The sequence below is a fragment of the Noviherbaspirillum album genome (genome assembly GCF_035916955.1).
GTDB classification, from domain to species: Bacteria; Pseudomonadota; Gammaproteobacteria; order Burkholderiales; family Burkholderiaceae_D; genus Noviherbaspirillum; species Noviherbaspirillum album.
Genome location: NZ_JAWIIV010000041.1, coordinates 26,302 through 47,731, shown reverse-complemented (window position 1 = coordinate 47,731; position 21,430 = coordinate 26,302). Strand labels below are relative to the sequence as shown.

The window sequence follows — 21,430 nt, the reverse complement described above, 5'->3', positions numbered from 1 at the left end:
CCTGTTCGGTGGAGGCGAAGGTGGGGAAGAACGGCGTGGCGGGTGTGGCGAAGTCGCGGATGGCGTGGCCGTGCAGCGGGTGGCCGGCGATGTGCAGGACTTCGGCGGCTTTGGCGATGTTGGGCTTGAGCGACATGTATTCTCCGACGGTATTGCGTTGCTGCACGATGATTTGGAGACGTCCGCGCATGCAAATAAATAACCGAAATGCAATAAAAATGTTGCATCAATACTAACATATAGAAATGTTGTTTCGTTGCAAGCAATGCAACACTGATGGACATGCGCAACAGTTCGAACACCGGTATTCCGTCGCCGTAGCGGGGCAGAAGTTCGCCGCAGGAAATCGGTTTTGCGGTTTGCTTATGCCTGAGATGCAATTTCCTGGTGGGATGGTCATTCCCTCGTCTTGCCATCCCGCGTAAAATCACGCCTGTCGCGGGTGTAGCTCAATGGTAGAGCAGAAGCTTCCCAAGCTTACGACGAGGGTTCGATTCCCTTCACCCGCTCCAGTATCGAAACGCATGGCACCGGCGGGTGCCATTTTTATTTGCATTTTTTCAATCCGAGCATGTCTGAAAACCCATCCGATCAGAGCGAACCAAGCGAACAACGCGACCAAGGTGACCACGGCGCCGGCAACGGCAGCGCACGCCAAATGCTGTATGACCCAACCGAGCATCGCATCCGCAGTTTCGTGACCCGCGCCGGACGCCTGTCCATCGCGCAGGCGCGCGCCATCGACACCCTTGGCCCGCAGTTCTGCATTCCCTATGTGAAGCAGGCTTTCGATTTCGACCAGGCCTTCGGCCGCAGTGCGCCGACCATCCTCGAGATCGGTTTCGGCATGGGCGATACCACGGCGAAGATCGCGGCCGGCATGCCGGACAAGAATTTTGTCGGCGTGGAAGTGCATACGCCGGGTGTGGGCAGCCTGCTCAAGCTGATCGGCGAACAGGATTTGCGGAATCTGCGCGTGATCCAGCATGATGCCTTCGAGGTGGTGACGCACATGGTGAAGCCGGATTCCCTGGCGGGCGTGCATGTTTTCTTTCCCGACCCGTGGCACAAGGCGCGGCATAACAAGCGCCGCCTGATCCAGCCGGCGTTCGTGCAGCTGCTCGCGTCGCGCCTGGCGCCGGGCGGATACCTGCATTGCGCGACCGATTGGCAGGAATATGCGGAACAGATGCTGGAGGTGCTGGGCGGCGAGCCGGCGCTGAAGAATACCGCCGAAGGCTATGCGCCAAGGCCGGACTACCGGCCGGTGACGAAGTTCGAGAACCGCGGCATCAAGCTCGGCCACGGCGTGTGGGACCTGGTCTTCGTCAAGCAGTAAATGAAAAAGGCCGCACCGGTATTGCACCGGGACGGCCTCGCTGCTTTCCGCTGGTGTTAGCTTGGATTACTTGCGGACCACCGCAATCGCTGCCTGCAGATCCTTGATCACTTCGGCGCCGCCGTCGGCCGCGAACTTGTCGAAGGCCGGCTTGGCCTTTTCGCGCATGCGTGCCAGTTCGGCATCGCTGACCACGGTCACCTGCATGCCCTTCTCCTTCAGGAAATCGACCGCCTTGACCGCTGCCTCGCGGCTGTCCTTGCGCTCGAAGTCGCGTGATGACACTGCGGCCTCCTGGATCGCCTTTTTCTCGTCGGCCGACAGGCCATCCCACCATTTCTTGCTGGCCAGGACGATCCACGGGCTGTAAACATGCTTCGTCAGCGACAGGTATTTCTGCACTTCATAGAACTTGCTGGACTGGATGGTATTGACCGGGTTTTCCTGGCCATCGACCGTCTTGGTTTCGAGCGCGGTGAACAGTTCCGAGAATGGCAGCGGGACCGCATTGGCGCCGAAGCTGTTGAACATGTCGATGTACACCGGGTTCTGCATCACGCGCAGCTTGATGCCTTGCAGGTCTTCCAGTTTCGCGACCGGGCGCTTGGTGTTGGTCAGGTTGCGGAAGCCGTTCTCCCAGTACACCAGTCCGACCAGGCCCTTGTCCTGCAGCTTGGCGGCGAGCTTCTGTCCGAACGGACCGTCGAGCACGGCATCGGCTTCCTTCTCGTTGGCGAACAGGAAAGGCAGGTCGTACACGCCGAAGTCCTTGACGATGCCGACCAGCGTGGCGGTGGATACCACCGTCATTTCCTGGGCACCGCCGATCAGCGCGTTCTGCATCTGGGTATCGCTGCCGAGGCTGGCGCTGGCGAAGCCCCTGGCTTTCAGCTTGCCGCCGGTGCGCTTGCTGAGATCGTCGGCGAAGTGCTTGACCGCGCGGCCCTGGTTGCTGTCCTCGGCGAGGCCATAGCCGAAGCGGATGATGCGAGGCTTGTAGTCTGCCGCGTGCACCGCGTGGAAGGCGCCGGCCGTGCCGGTGAAGGCGAGCGCCACGGCGAGCGCATTGATGAGCTTCTTCATGAAAGTCTCCTATGAGTGTTATTAACGGAACCAGGTCATCGGCACCGTGACGATACCGGGGAAAACGACGAACAGGATGAGCAGCGACAGGTAGGCCATCAGGAAGGGCCAGACGCCACGGGTGGCGCGCTCCATCGAAATCTTGGCGACGCCGCATACCACGTTGAGCACGGTGCATACCGGCGGCGTGATCAGGCCGATGGTGCCGACCAGCACGAACATCACGCCGAAATAGGTGGCGTCGATGCCGGCCTTGACCGCGATCGGCATCATCACCGGCGCCATCACAAGAATGGTCGGCGTCAGGTCCATCACGATGCCGACTGCGAGCAGCAGCAGCATCATGGCCGCCATCAGGATGCGCGGATCGTCCATCAAGGGCTGCAGCATGTCGATCAGCTGTGCCGGCAGGTCGGCCAGCGTGACCATGTAGGATGACACCAGCGCGCCGGCGCACAGGAACATCACGATGCTGGTGGTGCGCGCGGCATCGACCAGCAGCTTGCCGAGGATGTTAACCGTCACCTCGCGGTAAATGAACACGCTGACCAGCAGCGAATACACCGCTGCCACCACCGCCGCTTCGGTCGGCGTGAACAGGCCGCCGCGCAAGCCGCCGATGATGATCACCGGCAGCAGCAGCGCCCAGATGCCGTCGACCAGCGCATGCTTGCGCTCGGCCCAGCTTGCCTTCGGCTGCGCCTTGACGTTCATGCGCGGCGTGAGCGTGGCCCAGACAGCGATCAGTACCGCGCCCATCAGCAGCCCGGGCACGATGCCGGCCAGGAACAGCGCGCTGATCGAGGTATTGGTGGCGACGCCGAAAATGATGAAGGACATCGACGGCGGAATGATGGGCGCGATGATGCCGCCGGAGGCGATCAGGCCCGCGCTCTCGGGCACCGGGTAGCCGTTGTCGCGCATCATCGGGATCAGCAGCGTGGCCAGCGCGGCGGTGTCGGCAATGGCCGAACCCGACAGGCTGGCCAGCAGCACGGAAGCGCCGATGGCCACATAGCCGAGGCCGCCGCGGATGTGGCCGACCAGGCTCACCGCGAGGTTGATGATGCGCTTAGAAATGCCGCCGGCGTTCATCAGTTCGCCGGCGAGAATGAAGAACGGCACCGCCATCAGCGGGAAGTTGTCGGCGCCGGACAGCATGTTTTGCGCGACCAGCTGGGCATCGAAGAAATCGAGATGCACCATCAGCACCACGCCGGTCAGCAGCAGGGCGAAGGCGATCGGCATGCCGAGACCCATCAGCACCGTCAGCGCGCCCAGGAAGATTCCCATCGTCATGTCACACCTCCCTCGGCAGCTGGCCGTGCGCCGCAGGTGTGGCGGATACGGCATGCGCCTCCGCCGGCGGCGGGGCGTTGTTTTCAATCGTCGATCCCGGCACCATGGCGCGAGAATCGTTGCGGAGAATGCGCCACAGGTTCACGCCGACGATCAGCATCATCGATGCCGCGCACAGCAGGCCGGAGCCGGCCATGAGCGCGGTGGGATAGCCGAGCACCGTCGAATAGGTGTTCATGCCGATCACTGTCTGGGTCCAGCTGCCGTCGAGGAACAGCCAGAGGCCGTAAAGCATCAGCAGGTGGCTCACGACCGCGCAGGCACGGCGCAGGGAAGGCGGCAACTTGGCCTGCACCATCTCCATGCCGAGATGGGCATGCTGGCGCAGCGCCAGGACGGCGCCGAGGAAGATCAGCCAGACGAACATGAGGCGCGAAATTTCCTCGGCCCAGGCGATGCCCGAACTGAACACGTAGCGCAGCACCACGTTGCCGAAGACCAGGACCACCATGATGGCGAGCGCAAGGCCCATCAGCCATTCGACCAGGCGCTCGGCGCGCAGGACAAGATGTCTCATTTCTCCTCCTTGAACGGATGGTGCTGCAGATGCAGGAGCGCCTGTTCGATCAGCACTTCCGGCGGATTGCGGATATCGACGCACAGGCCGAATTCGTCGGCCTGCAGGGTTTCGAGGTCGCGGAACTGGCTGTCGAGCAGCGCGACCGGCATGAAGTGATCGGAGCGGGCCTGCATGCGTTCGGCGATGAGTGCCCGGTCGCCATGCAGGTGCAGGAAGAACAGGTCGGGATCGCCTTCGCGCAGCAGGTCGCGGTAACGGCGCTTGAGCGCAGAACAGGACAGCACCAGGCCGTTCCCCTGGCTGGCGGCATAGGCGATGCGCTGCTTGAGCAGGAGCAGCCAGCCGTGGCGATCGGTGTCGTCGAGCGGAATGCCGGCGGCCATCTTGGCAATGTTGGCGGGAGGATGGTCGGCGTCGCCTTCGACATGCTCTATGCCAAGCCTTTGCGCGACGGCGCTGCCCACGCTGCTCTTGCCGCAGCCGCTGACACCCATCACCACCCACCGCATGATCTGCGGTTGTTGTTTCTTTTCCATCATCCTCGTCGCTCTCATCTTGTTACGCTTATGTTAGCGCTAACAGCGGTCGCATTGTTGATCTATCCACCATAGTTTGTAAAGCGCTTTTTATGTCGCGCCGCAGCAAATGCTACTTCGCTGCGATGGAAAAGTTATCCAATGGAATGCTCTGGACGGAGGAGACCGCCGGCCTTGCTGGCAATGCCTGCGGAGCAGGCAGTCTTGCGGCCTTGCACCGATTCCGGTAAAACCCTGATTCATGTCCACGCGCAAGCCCCGCCCCACCCAGACCGGCCGAGTCACGCTCAGCGAAATTGCCGAGCGCGTCGGCACCAGCGCCATCACGGTATCGCGCGTGCTCAATACGCCCCATCTCGTTTCGGAAGAATTGCGCACGCAGATCGAAGGCGTGATCGCCGAACTCGGCTACATGCCCAACCGGGCGGCGCGGGCGCTGGCACGGGCCCGTTCGGACAGCGTCGCGGTGCTGATTCCCTCGCTCTCCAACACCGTCTTCACCCAGCTGCTGGAAGGCGTGCGCGACGTGCTCAACCGCGCCGGCTACCGCACCCTGATCGGCGATACCCGCTACTCGCCGGAGGAAGAGGAAAGCCTGCTGCGCGCCTATCTCGAACATTCTCCGGACGGCATCCTGATCACCGGCTTCGACCAGACCGCGGCAACCCGCGAACTGCTCAACCGCAGCCGGGTGCCGGTGGTGCACATGATGGAAATGACGGACGGCGATGCCTATTCGGTCGGACTGGAGCAGTTCGATGCCGGCCGCGCGATCACCCGGCACTTGCTGGAACGCGGCTACCGTCGCATCGGGTTCCTCGGCGCGCAGCTCGATCCGCGGGTGCTGGAACGCCTGGCCGGCTACCGCGCCGCGCTGCATGACGCGGGCGTCAATTACCCGGTCGGCGAATTGCTCGACTCCACGCCTTCATCCATCGGGCTAGGCGCGACGCTGCTCGACAAGCTGCTGCGGCAAGCGCCGCAGACCGATGCGCTGTTCTGCTGCAACGACGACCTTGCGCTGGGCGTGCTGTTCGAATGCCAGCGGCGCGGCATCCGGGTGCCGCAGCAGCTCGCGGTGGCCGGCTTCAACGACCTCGCGCCTGCGGCATGGGTGCATCCGGCGCTCACCACGATCGCGACGCCACGCTACGAGATCGGCCATACCGCGGCCGAGATGCTGCTGCAATTGATGAAGGGGGAAAAGCCGGAGCCGGCGAAGAAGGATCTCGGGTTTTCGCTGGTGGTGAGGGAGAGTACTTGAGATTTGACGCTGTTGTTAAAACTGATACAGCGAACGCGGATCCGCTTGACTGAGCTAGCAACCGGCATAAGTCCTTAGCGCGGAAAGTGGATCCCCTCTCCCGCAGGCGGGAGAGGGGTAGGGGTGAGGGTGGTGTTAAAGCCTCAAGAGGTCGTGACAGGCCCCCTCATCCCCAGCCCTTCTACCGCCTGCGGGAGAAGGGAGCCAAACCATGTGCATCAGTACCATCAACTTAAAATCAATACGCGAGATGTTTTGAAAACCTACCCCAGCTCCGCAATCAGCGCCACGATCTCCTCGCCGTAGGTCTGCAGCTTCTTCTCCCCCACCCCCGACACATGCCGCAGATCCTCCAGCGAGGTCGGCCGGTTCTTCGCAATTTCGCGCATGGTTGCGTCATGGAAGATCACATACGCCGGCACATTGTGCTTGCGCGCGGTTTCGACGCGCCACCAGCGCAGCTTCTCGAACACCGCCTGTTCGGCGCCCGACAGGTCGGCCTCGACATACCCTTTCGACCTGGTCGCCTCGCGCCGCTTCTTGACCGGCTTCTGGTATTGCCGCAGCTGTATCTTGCGCTCCCCTTTCAGCACCGGGCGCGCCTCGTCGGTCAGCTTCAGCGAGCCATAGGCCTCGTGATCGACCGTCACCAGGCCGAGCGCGATGGCCTGGCGCAGGATCGCGCGCCATTCCTGCTCGCTGATCTCGCTGCCGATGCCGAAGGTGGACAGCTTGTCATGCCGCCATTGCCTGATCTTGTCGGAGTCGGCGCCGCGCACGACATCGATCACGTGTCCGGCGCCGAAGCGCTGGTCGACGCGGTAGATGGTTGACAGCAGCTTCTGCATCGGCACCGTGCCGTCGAAGGATACCGGCGGACTGAGGCAGATGTCGCAGTTGCCGCAAGGCGTGGACGCCTGGCCGAAGTAGTCGAGCAGCCGCACCCGCCTGCAGTTGAGGGTTTCGCACAGGCCGAGCATGGCATCGAGCTTGGCCGACTGCACCCGCTTGAAATTGTCGTCGGCTTCCGACTCGTCGATCATGCGGCGCTGCTGCACCACATCCTGCAGGCCATAGGCCATCCAGGCATCGGCCGGTGCGCCGTCGCGCCCTGCTCGGCCGGTTTCCTGGTAATAGCCTTCTATGCTTTTCGGCAGGTCGAGGTGGGCGACGAAACGCACGTCCGGCTTGTCGATGCCCATGCCGAAGGCGATGGTCGCCACCATCACGATGGCTTCCTCGCGCAGAAAGCGCGCCTGGTTGGCGGTGCGCACCGGCATGTCCATGCCGGCATGGTAGGGCAAGGCATTGATGCCCTGCGACTGCAGGAACTCGGCGGTCTCCTCCACCTTCTTGCGCGACAGGCAATACACGACGCCGGCCTCGCCGGGATGCTCGTCGTTGATGAAATCGAGCACCTGCTTGCGCGCATTGGTCTTTTCGACAATCTGGTAGCGGATGTTGGGCCGGTCGAACGAGGACACGAACTGCATCGCATCGTCGAGCTGCAGCCGGTGCGCGATTTCGGCGCGGGTCTGCGGATCGGCGGTCGCCGTCAGCGCGATGCGCGGCACCTGCGGAAAACGTTCATGCAGCACCGACAGGCGAATATATTCCGGACGGAAATCATGTCCCCACTGCGACACGCAGTGCGCCTCGTCGATCGCGAACAGCGCAATCTTGGAAGACTCCAGCAAATCGAGGCAGCGCGGCGTCATCAGGCGCTCCGGCGCGACATAGATCAGGTCGAGTTCGCCGTTGCGCACCATGCGCTCGGTGCGCATTGCCTCATCGAAGCTCTGGGTGGAATTGAGGAAGGCGGCGCGCACGCCGACTTCGGCCAGCGCGTCGACCTGGTCCTGCATCAGCGCGATCAGCGGCGACACCACCACGCCGACACCATCGCGCATGAGCGCCGGAATCTGGTAGCAGAGCGATTTGCCGCCGCCGGTGGGCATCAGCACCAGTGCGTCGCCCCCGCGGGCGACATGATTCACGATATCGGCCTGATGGCCGCGAAAGGAGGGATAACCGAAGACCGTTTGGAGGATATGCAATGCACGGTCGTTGCTAGCGATTTCAGACATCCCGCTATTTTAGTGCATGCGGGACCGGCAAGGCGCCATCGCGGGTATTGCCCGCAACGGCGCCTCAGGCAAGTGTCATTCCGCCCACACCACCCAGCCGCCGTAGGCAGACGCAAGCACAATGAAGCCGAACACGATCCGGTACCAGGCGAACACCGTGAAGTCGTGCGAGCTGATGTAGCGCAACAGCCAGCGCACGCACAGGAAGGCGGACACGAAGGCCGAGGCCGCCCCGATGCTGAACCATGGCAGATCGGACATTTCCAGCAGCGAGCGCGACTTGTACACCGAATAGATGGTCGCGGCGAACAGTGTCGGAATCGCAAGAAAGAAGGAGAACTCGGTCGCCGCCTTGCGCGACAGGCCGAACAGCATGCCGCCGATGATGGTCGCGCCGGAGCGGCTGGTGCCGGGAATCAGCGCGAAGGCTTGCGCCAGGCCGACCTTGAGCGCGTCGAGCGGCGTCATCTCATCCACAGACTCCACGCGCACCGCCGACGGCGACTCGCGGTTGCGGCGCTCCACCCAGAGGATGACCAGGCCGCCGGCGATGAAAGCCATCGCCACCGGTATCGGTGCGAACAGGTGCGCCTTGATGCTGCCCGCGAACACGAGGCCGAGCGCCGCCGCCGGCGTGCAGCCGATGACCACGTTGAGCGCGAAACGCCGTGCCTTGGGGTCGCTGCCCAAGCCGCCCAGCACGCTGGCGATACGCTTGCGGAATTCCCAGCACACCGCGAGCATGGCGCCGGCCTGGATGACGATTTCGAATACCTTGACCTTCTCCCCGGTGAAATTGAGCAGGCTGCCGGCAAGGATCAGGTGGCCGGTGGAGGAGATCGGCAGGAATTCGGTCAAGCCTTCGACGATACCCATGATGAGCGCCTTGAGCGCAAGCGTGAGATCCATAAGCAATCGTGTTTCAGTTCAAAAATTCAGGTCAATAAAAAACCCGCGGGAAACGACGCTGCGCGGGTCGGGCGGGAAGCCGGAGAATTATTTTACGGGCTCGAAGCTTATCACGACAGCGTCTTGCCTCATCGCAATACCAGTCGGGTTGAAGCTCGTTCCCGCAAACCTGAGGTCTTCAGGACGAAAGGTGTACAAGGGCATGTCCATGAGCAGCTGCTCGGCGAGAAAGCTGCCGATGCGCGTCGCCTGGCTGGCATACGCCGGATCCAGTCCGTTGATGTTCAGGCCTTCGACGCGCGGATCGGCCAGCACCACCGCGGTGCGCGCCATGTCGACCTGCGGCCGGCCCGAGATGGCGAGGCTGCCGGTCCATGAACGGCCAATCAGCGGCGGCGCGATCGAGATGTCCATGCTGGTCAGCATGCGGTTGCCCTCGGGCTGCAGCGACACGCGCGGATTGGTTACGCGCACATCCAGCAGCTGCAGGAAGCGGTTATTGAAGGGAAAGCGCTGTGAAATCGCTTCCTGCAGTTTCGCCAGCGGAATCTCCCTGGTCTGCGGCCCCATCAGCGTGGCGCAGGAACATAGCAGCAACAGCAAGACGCATTGGCAACACCAGCCCAACCGGAATTTCATCACACCTCCATCAGCCACCCGCGGGGTCGGCAGCGGTGAGCCGTTCCAGCCGCGCCAGGAAATGCATCGCCTGTTGGCTCGACTCGCCGCACATTTCCTGCGTAGCCTGCAGACTTTCGCACACCGCGGGGCGTTCGGGTTTGCCGAAAATCATGCATCGGTTCAAGTCGTCGAGCTGTATGCAACGCACGCCGGCAGGCTTGCCCTGCGGCATGCCGGGAATCGCCGAGGATATCGAGGGCGCGATGCAGCAGGCGCCGCATCCGGCCCGGCAAGCCAGTTTACTCATAGCGCAAGGCCTGGATGGGCAGCAACCCGGCCGCCTTGCGCGCCGGGTAGTAGCCGAAGAAGATGCCGATCGCGGCCGAAAAGCCGACGGCGAGGATGATGGATTCGGGCGAAAGACGCGTGGTCCAGCCCGCGAATTCGCCGACCAGGAAGGATGCCGCGATGCCGAGCACGATGCCAACGAAGCCGCCGATCAGCGACAGCGTGACCGCCTCCACCAGGAACTGGTTGAGGATATCCCTGCCGCGCGCGCCGACGGCCATGCGCAGGCCGATCTCGCGGGTTCGCTCGGTCACCGACACCAGCATGATGTTCATGATGCCGATGCCGCCGACCAGCAGCGACACCGAAGCTACCGCCGCCAGCAGCAGGGTCATGATGCGGGACGACTCTTCCTGCGCCTGCAGGATCTCCGTCAGGTTGCGGATGGTGAAGGCATCGTCCTGCCCCGGCTGGGTGCGCTGGCGCTGGCGCAGCAGTTCGCGGATCTTCTCTTCCGCTTCCTTCATGCTGGCGCCCTCGCGCACCTTGACCTGGATGGTGCCGACGCGGCGCAGCTTGCCCTGGGTATTGCCGAACAGCCGGTTGCGGGCGGTGGTCAGTGGCAGCATGATGACGTCGTCCTGGTCCTGGCCAAGCATGCTCTGGCCCTTGCGTTCGAGCACGCCGATGACGGTGAACGGCACCTTGCGGATGCGCACCATCTGGTCGACCGGGTCGAGATCGCCGAACAATTGCCTTGCTGTGGTCTGGCCGATCAGCGCCACCTTGGCAGAGCCCGACAGCTCGGCCTGGTCGAACATGCGGCCCGATTCCAGCGGCCAGTCGCGCGCCTCGAAATAATCCGGGTTGACGCCATAGATCTGGGTCGACCAGTTGGTGGTGCCGGCCACCACAGTTTCGCTGCGGCGGTTCGACGGCGCGGCCACCTGTACCTCCGGGACTTCGCGCACGATGGCCGCCGCGTCGTCGTCGGTCAGGCTCTGGTTGGCACCCGCCCCCATCCGCACGCCGGATTGCGTAAAGGAGCCAGGCAGAATGATCATCAGGTTGGAGCCCAGGCTCTTGATCTGCTCCTCCACCCGCGCCTGCGCGCCCGCGCCGACGGCGATCATGGTGATCACCGCCGCCACGCCAATGATGATGCCGAGCATGGTCAGCATCGAGCGCAGTTTGTTGACGCGCAGCGCATTGAGCGCGATGCGCATGATGACGACGAGATTCATGCGGAAGCTCCCGCGCCGGCTCCGGAAAATTGCGCGAGCTCGGCCCGCGCATCCTGCGGCGCGTTCACCTCGTCGGAGATCACGGCGCCGTCGCGGAAATGGATGATGCGCGAGGCGAAGGCGGCGACGTCGTGTTCATGGGTGACGATGACGATGGTCATGCCTTCGCTGTTGAGCTGCTGCATCAACGCCATGATCTCGATGCTGGTGCGCGAATCGAGCGCGCCGGTGGGCTCGTCGGCAAGGATCAGCGAGGGATTGTTGACCAGCGCGCGGGCGATGGCGACGCGCTGCTGCTGGCCGCCCGACAGCTGCGCCGGATGATGGTCGACGCGCTCGCCGAGGCCGACCTGCTGCAGGCGCTGCATCGCTCGCTGCCTGCGCTCGGCGGCCGGCGCGCCGGAATACAGCAGCGGCAGTTCCACGTTGTCGAGCGCGGTGGTGCGCGGCAGCAGGTTGAACTGCTGGAATACGAAGCCGATGCGGCGGTTGCGGATCGCGGCCAGCGCATCCGCATCGAGCCCGGCGACATCCTCCCCGGCCAGCAGGTAGCGTCCCGAGGTTGGCGAATCGAGGCAGCCGAGCAGGTTCATGAAGGTGGACTTGCCCGAACCCGACGCGCCCATGATGGCGACGAATTCGCCCTCGGCGATGGACAGCGACACCCCGCGCAGCGCACGCACCAGGTTGCTGCCCATGACGTATTCCTTGACGAGATCGGCTGTCTGGATCAGCGGCATGTCAGAACATCCTCGGTCCGCGCGACGCGCGGGACTTCGACGCATCGCCCTGCGGCTGCACAGCGTTGGTGATGATTTCCATGCCCTCCCTGACGTCCGGCGAGATCACTTCGGTGGCCGTGCCGTCGCTCAGGCCGAGGCGCACTTCGATCGCCTGCGGCTGGTTTTTCTCATCCAGCGCATAGATGCGGCCGCGCGCATTGCCGCCGCGCCGTCCATCTGTTTCGGCGAGGATCTGCTCGTATTTCTTCTTTTGCTCGGCGTCGAGGATTTCCATGATCTGCGCGCGCAGCTCGCTGCGGTTGCGTTCGGCCATCCCGCGGCGCTCCTCCTCCGGCGCATCGCGCAGGCCGGCGAATTTCTCGCGCATGCCGGCATAGATGCCGTCGAGCTTGCTTTTCTGGGTGTCGCTCAGCGCAAGCTCGCGTTCCAGGCGTTCGCGCTGGGCGCGCATCTGGCCGCCCGGCCCCGCTCCGTTGTTTCCATTGCCGCCGTTCCCCTCGCGCGGCGCGGCCGCCGGCGCATTCGCGCCGCGCTCGGCGGCGTTCGCACCGGCGGGCCTGAAGCGCAATGCGGCGTTGGCCACCTTGAGCACGTCGCTGCGGCTGTCGGTCACGACGCGCACATTGGCGGTCATGCCGGGCAGGAGTTCCTGCGCGGGGTTGGCGGCGCTGATGACGGCGGTATAGGTCACCACGTTGGAAACATTCTGCGATGCCTTGCGGATCTGCTTGACCGTGCCCTCGAAGCTGCGGCCGGGGAAGGCATCCACGGTAAAGGTCGCCTTCTGCCCGGTGCGCACGCGGCCGATCTCGGATTCGTCGATCGAAGTGTCGACCTGCATGTCGGCCAGGCTTTCGGCGATGATGAACAGTTCGGGCGCCTGCAGGCTGGCCGCCACGGTCTGGCCGCGTTCTACGCTGCGCTTGATGACGATGCCGTTGACCGGCGCGCGGATCTCGGTGCGGCCCAGATCGATGTTGGCCTGCGCCAGCTGGGCTTCGCGCTGCTTGACCACGGCTTGCGCATTGCGCAGGTTGGCCGCCGAGACGTCGGCCTGCGCACGCGCGGTATTGAGCTGCTGCACCGCCGAGTTGTAGACGGCCTGCGCGGTTTCGCGCTCGGCGCCGGAGATGAATCCCTTGTCCACCAGTTGCGTTTTACGATCGAGGTCGCGTTTCGCCTGCGCCAGGTCGACTTCCGCCTTGGCCACCAGCGCCCGCTGCGCGGCGATGTTGGCCTGCTGTGTCAGAATCTGCGCGCGCGCGGCATCGACATCGGCCTGGGCCTGCTTGACCCGGTACTCGAAGGTTTGCGGATCGATGCGGGCGATGATCTGGCCCTGCTTGACCTCGCTATTGAAATCCACGAGCACGTCGCGCAACTGCCCCGATACCTGCGAGCCGACCTGCACCTGCACCACCGGGCTAAGCGTACCGGTGGCCGAAACGCTGGCGGTGATGGTGCCGCGCTCGATCTTGGTCGTGCGGTATTCCGGTCCGGCATTGCGCTTTTGCCAATACCAGTAACCGCCTCCGGCGGCGAGCAGGAGGATGATCAGGGAGAGCAGGCTTCCCCTTTTCAAAAGATTCATAAGCGTGAACCGGGATGATTTGCGGCGCGGCGGACGCGGCCAATTGAGAGACGGAGAAATGCTGCGATTCTACTGGCTATCGGCACGGCCTTCTTGTCGTTTTGTAGCAGGCCCGATTTAAGCCCGACCAAGCCGACTTGCGTAGCCCGCGCAAATTATATAAGGCAAATGCCTTGACGCTATCCGGACCCGACCTTATATTACTGACTCGTAAGTAAGTTATTTGCACTCATCTATTTCCCACATGAATTGCCCTTTCAAGAAGCCTCGCTGGACGCGGCGCAAGGAAGCGCGTCCGCAGGAATTGCTCGCGGCCGCGCTGGATCTGTTCGTCGAGCGCGGCTATGCGGCCACCCGCCTCGATGATGTCGCCGCGCAAGCCGGCGTATCGAAGGGAACGCTGTACCTCTATTTCGCCAACAAGGAAGAATTGTTCAAGGCGGTGGTCCGCGAAAACGTGGTGCCGGTGCTGGGCGAGGCCGAGGAAATCGTCGGCAGCTTCCAGGGTTCCACGGCGGAACTGTTTCGCGAAATCGCCCATGGCTGGTGGGACCGTATTGGTAACACCAAGTTGTCCGGCATTACCAAGCTGATGGTGGCCGAGGCAAACAATTTCCCGGAAGTGGCCAGGTTCTATCATGAGGAAGTGATCCATCGCGGCAATGCGATGATCGCCCACATGCTCGAGCGCGGCATCGAGCGCGGCGAATTCCGCAGCATCGATGTCAAGCAGGCAATGAACATACTGTGCGCTCCGATGATCATGCTGATGCTCTGGAAACACTCGTTCGGCGCGCTGGGCCATGGCGAAGCCGCGATGTCGCCCGACAAGTATCTCGACAGCTTCATCGACCTTTTCCTGCACGGCGTGCTCAAACCCGCTGCCCTGACGCCTTCCCGATGAGACCGCCATGCTGAAACGCCGTTCGTTCTGGATCATACTCGCCATCTGCCTACTGGTCCTGCTGGTCGGCGGCATCGCCGCGGGCATGCTGAAGAAGCCCGCCGCGAACACGAACAAGGCGCCGCAGGCTGCTTCCGCTGCAGCCCCTGCCGTGATGGAATTCCTGCCCTCCGACGTGATGCGGGTGCAGGTCGGCGAACTGCGCCGGCTGATGCCGCTGTCGGGCTCGCTGCGCGCGCTCAACCAGGTCAGCGTCAAGGCGCGCGTGCCGGGCGATGTGCGCGAAGTACTGGTGCGCGAAGGCGAAGCGGTGAAGCCGGGCCAGGTGCTGGTGCGCATGGATGCGAGCGACTACCAGGCCCGCGTTGGCCAGGCCCAGGGAGCGCTGGCGGCGGCACGCGGCCAGCTGGACATCGCCGCCAAGGCGCGCGACAACAACCGCGCGCTGCTCGACAAGGGTTTCATCTCCAGGAATGCATTCGACAACGCCGCCAGTCAATACGACATCGCCCGCGCCAATGTGGAATCTGCGCGCGGCGCGCTCGACGTTGCGCAGAAAGCGCTGGCCGACACGGTGATCAAGTCGCCGATGGGCGGGCTGGTTAGCATGCGATCCGTGCAGCCGGGCGAGAAGGTCTCCGCCGACAACCGCTTGCTGGACGTGGTCGATCTCGGCCAGATGGAAATGGAAGCCGCGGTGCCGGCCTCGGAGATCGGCAGCGTGGCGCTCGGCCAGGAAGTGGAAGTCAGGGTCGAAGGCCTGTCCAAGCCCTTCCCCGGCAAGGTCGCCCGCATCAACCCGGCCACACAGTCGGGCTCGCGTTCCATCCTGGTGTATGTACAGATTCCCAACGATGACAATGCATTGCGCGTGGGCATGTTCGGCGAGGCGCAGCTGGTGCTTGTAAGGAAGAGCGGCGTGCTGACCGTGCCGCGCACCGCCATCCAGCGTGACGGCGGACAGCCGTATGTCTATGCGATCGAAGGCGGCAAGCTGACGCGCCGCACCGTGACGCTGGGCGACGATGGCCGCAGCGGTGACAGCGGCGGCGTCGAAGCATTCGAAATCGCCGCCGGGCTCGACGCCGGCATGCAGATCGTCAGGACCAACCTCGGCGTGCTGCGTACCGGGACGGCGGTCAAGCTGGTCGGCAGCGGCAACCAGGCGGCGCCCCATGCCGCGCCGGCCGCAGCCGCAGCCGCAGCCGCAGCATCGGCATCGGCATCGGCAACGACGCAGTAACTCAATAACCATGGGCGCGACGCGCAAGCGCCGCGCCGAACGCTGAACAAGGCAATTCATGTGGTTCACCCGCATTAGCATCGGCAACCCTGTCCTCGCCACCATGATGATGATGGTGCTAGTCGTGCTCGGGCTGTTTTCCTACCAGCGCCTGCGGGTCGACCAGTTCCCCGATATCACCTTTCCCGTCGTGGTGGTGCAGACCGAATATCCCGGCGCGTCGCCGGAGACAATCGAGTCCGACGTCACGCGCAAGGTCGAGGAAACCGTCAACACCATCAACGGCATCAAGAACCTGTACTCGCGCTCGTATGAAGGCAGCTCGGTGGTCATCATCGAGTTCGACCTCACCATCGACCCGGCCCAGGCGGCGCAGGACGTGCGCGAGAAAGTGGCCCTCGTGAAAACGCTGTTCCGGCGCGAGGTCAAGGAACCGCGCGTGATGCGCTTCGATCCCGCCGACCAGCCCATCATGTCGATCGCCGTCACCAGCGATCCGGCCGTGCGCCAGCGCGACATGCGCGAACTCACCACCATCGCCGACCAGGTGGTGAAGAAACGCCTCGAGAACGTGCGTGGCGTGGGATCCGTCACGCTGGTGGGCGGCGTCAAGCGCGAGATCCAGATCTATGTGCGCCCCGGCGAGATGGAAGCGCTGGGCATCGGCATCGACCAGGTAATGAATGCGCTGCGCAACGAGAACCAGGAACTGCCGACCGGCGCGATCCGCTCGGCGGCCGATGAAAAGGTGGTGCAAATCCAGGGCAAGGTGAAGGATCCGCAGGATTTCAACCGCATCATCGTCGCCCGCCGCGGCGGCCAGCCGGTTACGCTGTCGCAGATCGCCACCGTGGTCGACGGCCAGGAAGAGCAGGAAAGCCTGGCGCTTTACAACGGCAAGCGCACGCTGGCCGTATCGATCCTCAAAGCCCAGGGCCAGAACACCATCGATGTCGCCGACGGCATGAAGGAAGCGATTCAGGACCTGGAGCCGCGCCTGCAGGCGCTCTACCCCGGCGTGAAGATCGAAGTCATCAAGGACAGCTCGCGCCAGATCCGCACCGGCGTCGACAACGTGCGGCGCACCATGATCGAGGGTGCGGTGCTCACCATTCTCATCGTGTTCCTGTTCCTGAATTCCTGGCGCTCGACCGTCATCACCGGCCTCACCCTGCCGGTGGCCATCATCGGCACCTTCCTGTTCATGTACATCTTCGGCTTCACCATCAACATGATCACGCTGATGGCGCTGTCGCTGTGCGTGGGCCTGCTGATCGACGATGCCATCGTGGTGCGGGAAAACATCGTGCGCCATGCCGGCATGAAGGTCAACGGCCGCTACAAGGACCACCGCACCGCCTCGATGGAGGGCACGGCGGAGATCGGTCTTGCGGTGCTGGCCACCACCTTCTCCATCGTCGCCGTGTTCCTGCCGGTCGGCTTCATGGGCGGCATCATCGGCCGCTTCTTCCACCAGTTCGGCATCACCGTCGTGGCGGCGGTGCTGATCTCGATGTTCGTGTCCTTCACGCTGGACCCGATGCTGTCCTCGGTATGGAAGGACCCGGCGGTGCACGGCACGCAGCCCGACAACAGCCTGTACGGCCGCACCATCGGCCGGGTGCTGGCCTGGTTCGACGGCCTGGTGCAGTGGATGTCGCGCACCTACCAGCGCCTGCTCGCCTGGTCGCTGCGGCGACGCAAGTCGACGCTGGCGATCGCCGCCGCCACCTTCTTCGCCGGCTTCGCGATTCCCGCCTCGGGCCTGATCGGCACGGAATTCGTGCCGCAGGGCGATTACTCGGAGATGGGCGTAACGTATTACACGCCGGTCGGGTCCTCGATCGAATTCACCGAATCGAAATCGCGCCAGGTGGAAAACGTGCTGCGAGAATTCCCGGAAGTGCGCGACTTCTACACCACCGTCAACACCGGCTCGGCGCAGGGCAAGAATTACGCGACCACCTTCATCCGGCTGGTGCCGCGCGACGAACGCGAACGCAGCACCGGCCAGCTGGCGAACCCGATGCGCCAGCGCCTGCTGCAGGTGGCCGGCATCACGGTCACGCATGTCGGCTCGCTCGACGGCGTCGGCGGCGACAACAAGCAGCTGCGCCTGAGCCTGCAGGGCACCGATTTGAAGCAGCTGGCACGGCTCACCGACGAGGCGATGGAAAAGATCCGCGCCATTCCCGGCGTGGTCGATCTCGACTCCAGCCTGAAGGCGGAAAAACCGACCATCGCAGTCGAGCCCAAGCGCGACATCGGCGCCGACCTCGGCGTCGGCGTGGCGCAGATCGGCAACGCGCTGCGCCCGCTGCTGGCCGGCGACGAAACCACCACCTGGCGCGCGCCGGACGACGAGAATTACAACGTCAAGGTGCGGCTCGCCCCGTCCGACCGCGACAATGCCGACGACCTGTCGCGCCTGATGCTGGCCAGTACGCAGACCAATGCCGACGGCACGCCGAAGATGGTGCCGCTGCGCCAGGTGGCGACCATCACGCCGTCGACCGGCGCCAACCAGATCAACCGGCGCGACCTCAGCCGCGAGGTCGAACTGTCGGCCAACGTGGTGGGCCGCTCGCCGGGCGAAGTCAGCGCGCAGGTGCGCCAGGTGCTAGATGCCATGAACTGGCAGCCGGGCTACCGCTACCAGATGGGCGGCTCGACCAAGAGCATGCAGGAATCGTTCGGCTATGCGCTGTCGGCGCTGCTGCTGGCCATCATCTTCATCTACATGATCCTGGCCTCGCAGTTCGCCAGCTTCCTGCAGCCGGTGGCCATCATGTCGGCGCTCCCGATGACGCTGATCGGCGTGTTCCTGGCGCTGATGGTGTTCCGTTCGACGCTGAACATGTTTTCCATCATCGGCTTCATCATGCTGATGGGCCTGGTGACGAAGAATGCGATCCTGCTGGTCGACTTCGCCAACCAGGCGCGCAAGGCCGGCGCCGAGCGCACCGCCGCCCTGCTCGAGGCCGCCCACGTGCGCCTGCGGCCGATCCTGATGACCACGCTGGCGATGGTGTTCGGCATGGTGCCGCTGGCCTTCGGCATGGGCGAGGGATCGGAGCAGCGCGCGCCGATGGGACAGGCGGTGATCGGCGGCATTATCACTTCGTCATTGCTGACCCTGGTGGTAGTGCCGGTGATCTATACCTATCTCGACGATTTTGCAGCATGGGCAAGGCGCAAATGGCATGGCGATGCGGCTGATATGCATCAGGGAAAGCCCGCAACGCCGGTGCTTCAAAGCAAAAACAGCGATGTCGTTTGATAAAATAGCGAGTTCGTTTCCAACCCACTTTCTGACTCCCTGGTCCTGACATGAATATCGAAAAAGCCCGTTTCAACATGATCGAACAGCAAATCCGCCCCTGGGATGTGCTGTCGCCGGACGTACTCGACATGCTGGTGGTGGTCAAGCGCGAAGAATTCGTGCCCGACGCCTACAAGAGCCTGGCCTTTGTCGATACCGAAATCCCGCTGCCCGGCGGCGAATCGATGTTCGCGCCGAAGATGGAAGCGCGCATCATCGAAGAACTGAAAATCAAGAAGCATGAAAGCGTGCTCGAGATCGGCGCCGGCACCGGCTACATGGCTGCGCTGCTGGCCCACAAGGCGCGCCATGTGACGACGGTGGAAATCAATCCCGAGCTCAAGGCCATGGCGCAAAAGAACCTGTCGGCCTTCGGCTCCGCCAATGTCGAGGTGGTCCAGGGCAACGGCGCCCAGGGCTGGGGCGATGAGCAGTACGACGTGATCGTGATTTCCGGCTCGCTGCCGGTGCTTCCGGAAAAATTCCTGCAGCAGCTCAAGGTCGGCGGCCGCCTGTTCTCCATCGTCGGCGTGCCCCCGGTCATGACCGCGCAGGTCACCACCCGCAAGTCCGACAGCGCCTATGACACCGTCAAGGTCTTCGAGACCAACGTCAATCCGCTGCGCGAAGCCATCCTGCCGCCGGCCTTCACCTTCTGAGCGGCGCAATCCACCTTCCGAGATCAATGCCATGCAAACACTGACCGCCCCCGAACTGGCCGCCTGGCTCGCCGACCCCGCGCGCGACAAGCCGGTACTGCTCGATGTGCGCGAGCCCTGGGAATTCCAGACCTGCCACATCGAGGGCTCGGTGCCGATTCCGATGAATTCAATCCCCGCGCGCCTGCAGGAGCTCGACGAAGAAACACCGATCGTCTGCATCTGCCACCATGGCGCGCGCAGCATGTCGGTGGCCGCGTTCCTGGAACGCAACGGCTTCCCGCAGGTGATCAACCTGACCGGGGGCGTCCATGCATGGGCGCTGCAGGTCGACAATTCCATGCCCACTTACTAATCATCGTTTCACTGACTCCCCGGGAGAACACGTAATGCGGAAGACCGTACTTGCCACCCTGCTTGCAGGCAGCGTTTTGTCGCTCAATGCGCATGCCATCGATCTGCTGCAGGTCTACCGGGAAGCGCTGGCGAACGACGCGGTGTACGCCAGCGCGCGCTCCACGCTGGCGGCGGGCCAGGAACGCGAGATACAGGGCCGCGCCGGGCTGCTGCCGCAGATCGGCGTCGGCGGCAGCGTCAACCGCACCAATGCCGACATCGACTCCGGCGGCGTGGAATTCGGCAGGAACTTCACTTCCCGCGGCTATTCGGTCTCGCTGTCGCAGCCGCTGTTTCGCCTCGCCAACTGGGAGCAGTACCAGCAGGGCAAGCTGTCGGTGGCGGCCAGCGAAGCTACCTTCGCCCAGGCCCAGCAGGACCTGATCGTGCGCGTCGCGCAAGCCTATTTCGATGTGCTGGCCGCGCAGGATGCGCTGGCCTCGGTGCAGGCCCAGAAGACCGCGATCACCGAACAGCTGGCATCGGCCAAGCGCAACTTCGAGGTCGGCACCGCGACCATCACCGATACCCATGAAGCCCAGGCGCGCTACGACCTCGTGATCGCCCAGGAATTCGCCGGGCTCAACGATCTCGAGATCAAGCGCAGCGCGCTGCAGCAGATCATCGGCAAGCCGAGCGGCGAACTGGCCTCGCTGCGCTCGGGCGTGCAGATCGGCGCGCCGGAACCGGCGAATCTGGATACCTGGGTGCAAAGCGCCGAGCAGCAGAATTTCGGCGTGATCGGCCAGCAGCTGGCGCTGGAAATCGCGCGCCGCGAGATCAAGCGCAACCGCGCCGGCCACTATCCGACCGTCGACCTGGTCGCCAGCCGCAGCCACAACAACCAGACCGCCAGCACCACCTCCGCCGCCGGCACCACCTCCGACAGCAATGCGATCGGCGTGCAATGGAACATTCCGCTGTTCTCCGGCTTCGCGGTCGACAGCCGGGTGCGCGAGGCGATTGCGCTGCAGGAGCGCACCCGATCCGATCTGGAGAATGCCCGCCGCGTCGCCGCGCAGAGCGCGCGCCAGGCTTTCCTCGGCGTCAATTCCGGGCTGGCGCAGGTGCGCGCGCTGGAAGCGGCGGAAGTGTCCAGCCAGTCGGCGCTGGAATCCAACCGCCTCGGCTACCAGGTGGGCGTGCGCATCAACATCGACGTGCTCAATGCCCAGCAGCAGCTGTTCTCCACCCGCCGCGACCTGGCCCGCGCCCGCTACGATGCAATCGTCAACAGCCTGCGCCTGAAGTCGGCGGCCGGCATTCTGAAGGAGGAGGATCTGGCGCAGGTCAACGGCCTGCTGCAGCACTAGAGCGGATTC

At 63.8% G+C, this 21,430-nt stretch carries 19 protein-coding genes and 1 tRNA gene; 9 read left to right on the top strand and 11 right to left on the bottom strand.

The features are described 5' to 3' along the window. Positions 1-438 precede the first annotated feature (438 nt). A tRNA-Gly gene (locus tag RY831_RS28130) sits at positions 439-512 on the top strand. Between the two features lie 146 nt (positions 513-658). After that, on the top strand, positions 659-1,339 hold the full coding sequence (gene trmB, locus RY831_RS28125; protein WP_326509651.1) for a tRNA (guanosine(46)-N7)-methyltransferase TrmB: 681 nt from the start codon (positions 659-661) through the stop codon (positions 1,337-1,339). Positions 1,340-1,405: 66 nt separating this feature from the next. Here trmB and RY831_RS28120 read toward each other — a convergent pair whose 3' ends face one another. Genes RY831_RS28120 through RY831_RS28105 form a run of 4 tightly spaced genes read right to left on the bottom strand, consistent with a single transcriptional unit; the run spans position 1,406 to position 4,840 of the window. Continuing rightward, on the bottom strand, positions 1,406-2,422 hold the full coding sequence (locus RY831_RS28120) for a TRAP transporter substrate-binding protein (protein ID WP_326509649.1): 1,017 nt from the start codon (positions 2,420-2,422) through the stop codon (positions 1,406-1,408). A gap of 21 nt (positions 2,423-2,443) precedes the next feature. After that, a complete protein-coding gene (locus RY831_RS28115) occupies positions 2,444-3,721 on the bottom strand; it encodes a TRAP transporter large permease subunit (protein WP_326509648.1) in 1,278 nt (425 codons plus the stop codon). A gap of 1 nt (position 3,722) precedes the next feature. Beyond that, positions 3,723-4,298, bottom strand: coding sequence for a TRAP transporter small permease (locus RY831_RS28110; RefSeq protein ID WP_326509647.1), 576 nt, complete (start codon positions 4,296-4,298; stop codon positions 3,723-3,725). Next, positions 4,295-4,840, bottom strand: a complete 546-nt coding sequence (locus RY831_RS28105; RefSeq protein WP_326509646.1) for a gluconokinase — start codon at positions 4,838-4,840, stop codon at positions 4,295-4,297. The genes RY831_RS28110 and RY831_RS28105 overlap by 4 nt, the downstream gene beginning before the upstream one ends. Before the next feature lie 238 nt (positions 4,841-5,078). Between RY831_RS28105 and gntR the strand changes: the two genes are divergently transcribed. After that, complete coding sequence (gene gntR / locus RY831_RS28100; protein WP_326509645.1) at positions 5,079-6,101, top strand: HTH-type transcriptional regulator GntR; 1,023 nt, start codon at positions 5,079-5,081, stop codon at positions 6,099-6,101. Between the two features lie 263 nt (positions 6,102-6,364). Here the strand turns inward: gntR and recQ are convergent, their stop codons facing one another. The 7 genes from recQ to RY831_RS28065 all read right to left on the bottom strand — a co-directional run bounded on the left by recQ (position 6,365) and on the right by RY831_RS28065 (position 13,584). Continuing rightward, positions 6,365-8,188 carry a DNA helicase RecQ gene (gene recQ, locus RY831_RS28095; protein WP_326509644.1) on the bottom strand — a complete coding sequence of 608 codons (1,824 nt, stop codon included), beginning with the start codon at positions 8,186-8,188 and terminating at the stop codon, positions 6,365-6,367. Between the two features lie 75 nt (positions 8,189-8,263). Next, on the bottom strand, positions 8,264-9,097 hold the full coding sequence (locus RY831_RS28090; protein WP_326509643.1) for an undecaprenyl-diphosphate phosphatase: 834 nt from the start codon (positions 9,095-9,097) through the stop codon (positions 8,264-8,266). Between the two features lie 87 nt (positions 9,098-9,184). Beyond that, positions 9,185-9,736: a DUF1439 domain-containing protein gene (locus RY831_RS28085; RefSeq protein WP_326509642.1), complete on the bottom strand. Its 552-nt coding sequence runs from the start codon at positions 9,734-9,736 to the stop codon at positions 9,185-9,187. Between the two features lie 10 nt (positions 9,737-9,746). After that, a complete protein-coding gene (locus tag RY831_RS28080) occupies positions 9,747-10,025 on the bottom strand; it encodes a YkgJ family cysteine cluster protein (RefSeq protein WP_437126333.1) in 279 nt (92 codons plus the stop codon). Further along, on the bottom strand, positions 10,018-11,250 hold the full coding sequence (locus RY831_RS28075; RefSeq protein WP_326509641.1) for an ABC transporter permease: 1,233 nt from the start codon (positions 11,248-11,250) through the stop codon (positions 10,018-10,020). Before RY831_RS28075 ends, RY831_RS28080 begins: the two co-directional genes overlap by 8 nt. Beyond that, positions 11,247-11,990: an ABC transporter ATP-binding protein gene (locus RY831_RS28070; protein WP_326509640.1), complete on the bottom strand. Its 744-nt coding sequence runs from the start codon at positions 11,988-11,990 to the stop codon at positions 11,247-11,249. Before RY831_RS28070 ends, RY831_RS28075 begins: the two co-directional genes overlap by 4 nt. Position 11,991: 1 nt before the next feature. After that, positions 11,992-13,584, bottom strand: a complete 1,593-nt coding sequence (locus RY831_RS28065) for an efflux RND transporter periplasmic adaptor subunit (protein WP_326509639.1) — start codon at positions 13,582-13,584, stop codon at positions 11,992-11,994. A gap of 244 nt (positions 13,585-13,828) precedes the next feature. On the opposite strand from RY831_RS28065, the gene RY831_RS28060 reads away from it, so the two are divergent. Genes RY831_RS28060 through RY831_RS28035 form a run of 6 tightly spaced genes read left to right on the top strand, consistent with a single transcriptional unit; the run spans position 13,829 to position 21,421 of the window. Then, positions 13,829-14,488, top strand: a complete 660-nt coding sequence (locus RY831_RS28060; protein ID WP_326509638.1) for a TetR/AcrR family transcriptional regulator — start codon at positions 13,829-13,831, stop codon at positions 14,486-14,488. A 7-nt stretch (positions 14,489-14,495) separates the two neighbouring features. After that, positions 14,496-15,731 carry an efflux RND transporter periplasmic adaptor subunit gene (locus RY831_RS28055; RefSeq protein WP_326509637.1) on the top strand — a complete coding sequence of 412 codons (1,236 nt, stop codon included), beginning with the start codon at positions 14,496-14,498 and terminating at the stop codon, positions 15,729-15,731. 58 nt (positions 15,732-15,789) lie between these two features. Further along, complete coding sequence (locus RY831_RS28050; protein WP_326509636.1) at positions 15,790-19,011, top strand: efflux RND transporter permease subunit; 3,222 nt, start codon at positions 15,790-15,792, stop codon at positions 19,009-19,011. A gap of 50 nt (positions 19,012-19,061) precedes the next feature. After that, entirely contained in the window at positions 19,062-19,712 is a 651-nt protein-coding gene (locus tag RY831_RS28045; RefSeq protein ID WP_326509635.1) for a protein-L-isoaspartate O-methyltransferase family protein, read from the top strand. Between the two features lie 31 nt (positions 19,713-19,743). Next, positions 19,744-20,067 carry a rhodanese-like domain-containing protein gene (locus RY831_RS28040; protein ID WP_326509634.1) on the top strand — a complete coding sequence of 108 codons (324 nt, stop codon included), beginning with the start codon at positions 19,744-19,746 and terminating at the stop codon, positions 20,065-20,067. Positions 20,068-20,101: 34 nt separating this feature from the next. Next, positions 20,102-21,421 (top strand): TolC family outer membrane protein, encoded by a 1,320-nt coding sequence (locus RY831_RS28035; protein WP_326509633.1) that lies wholly within the window; start codon positions 20,102-20,104, stop codon positions 21,419-21,421. Positions 21,422-21,430 lie beyond the last annotated feature (9 nt).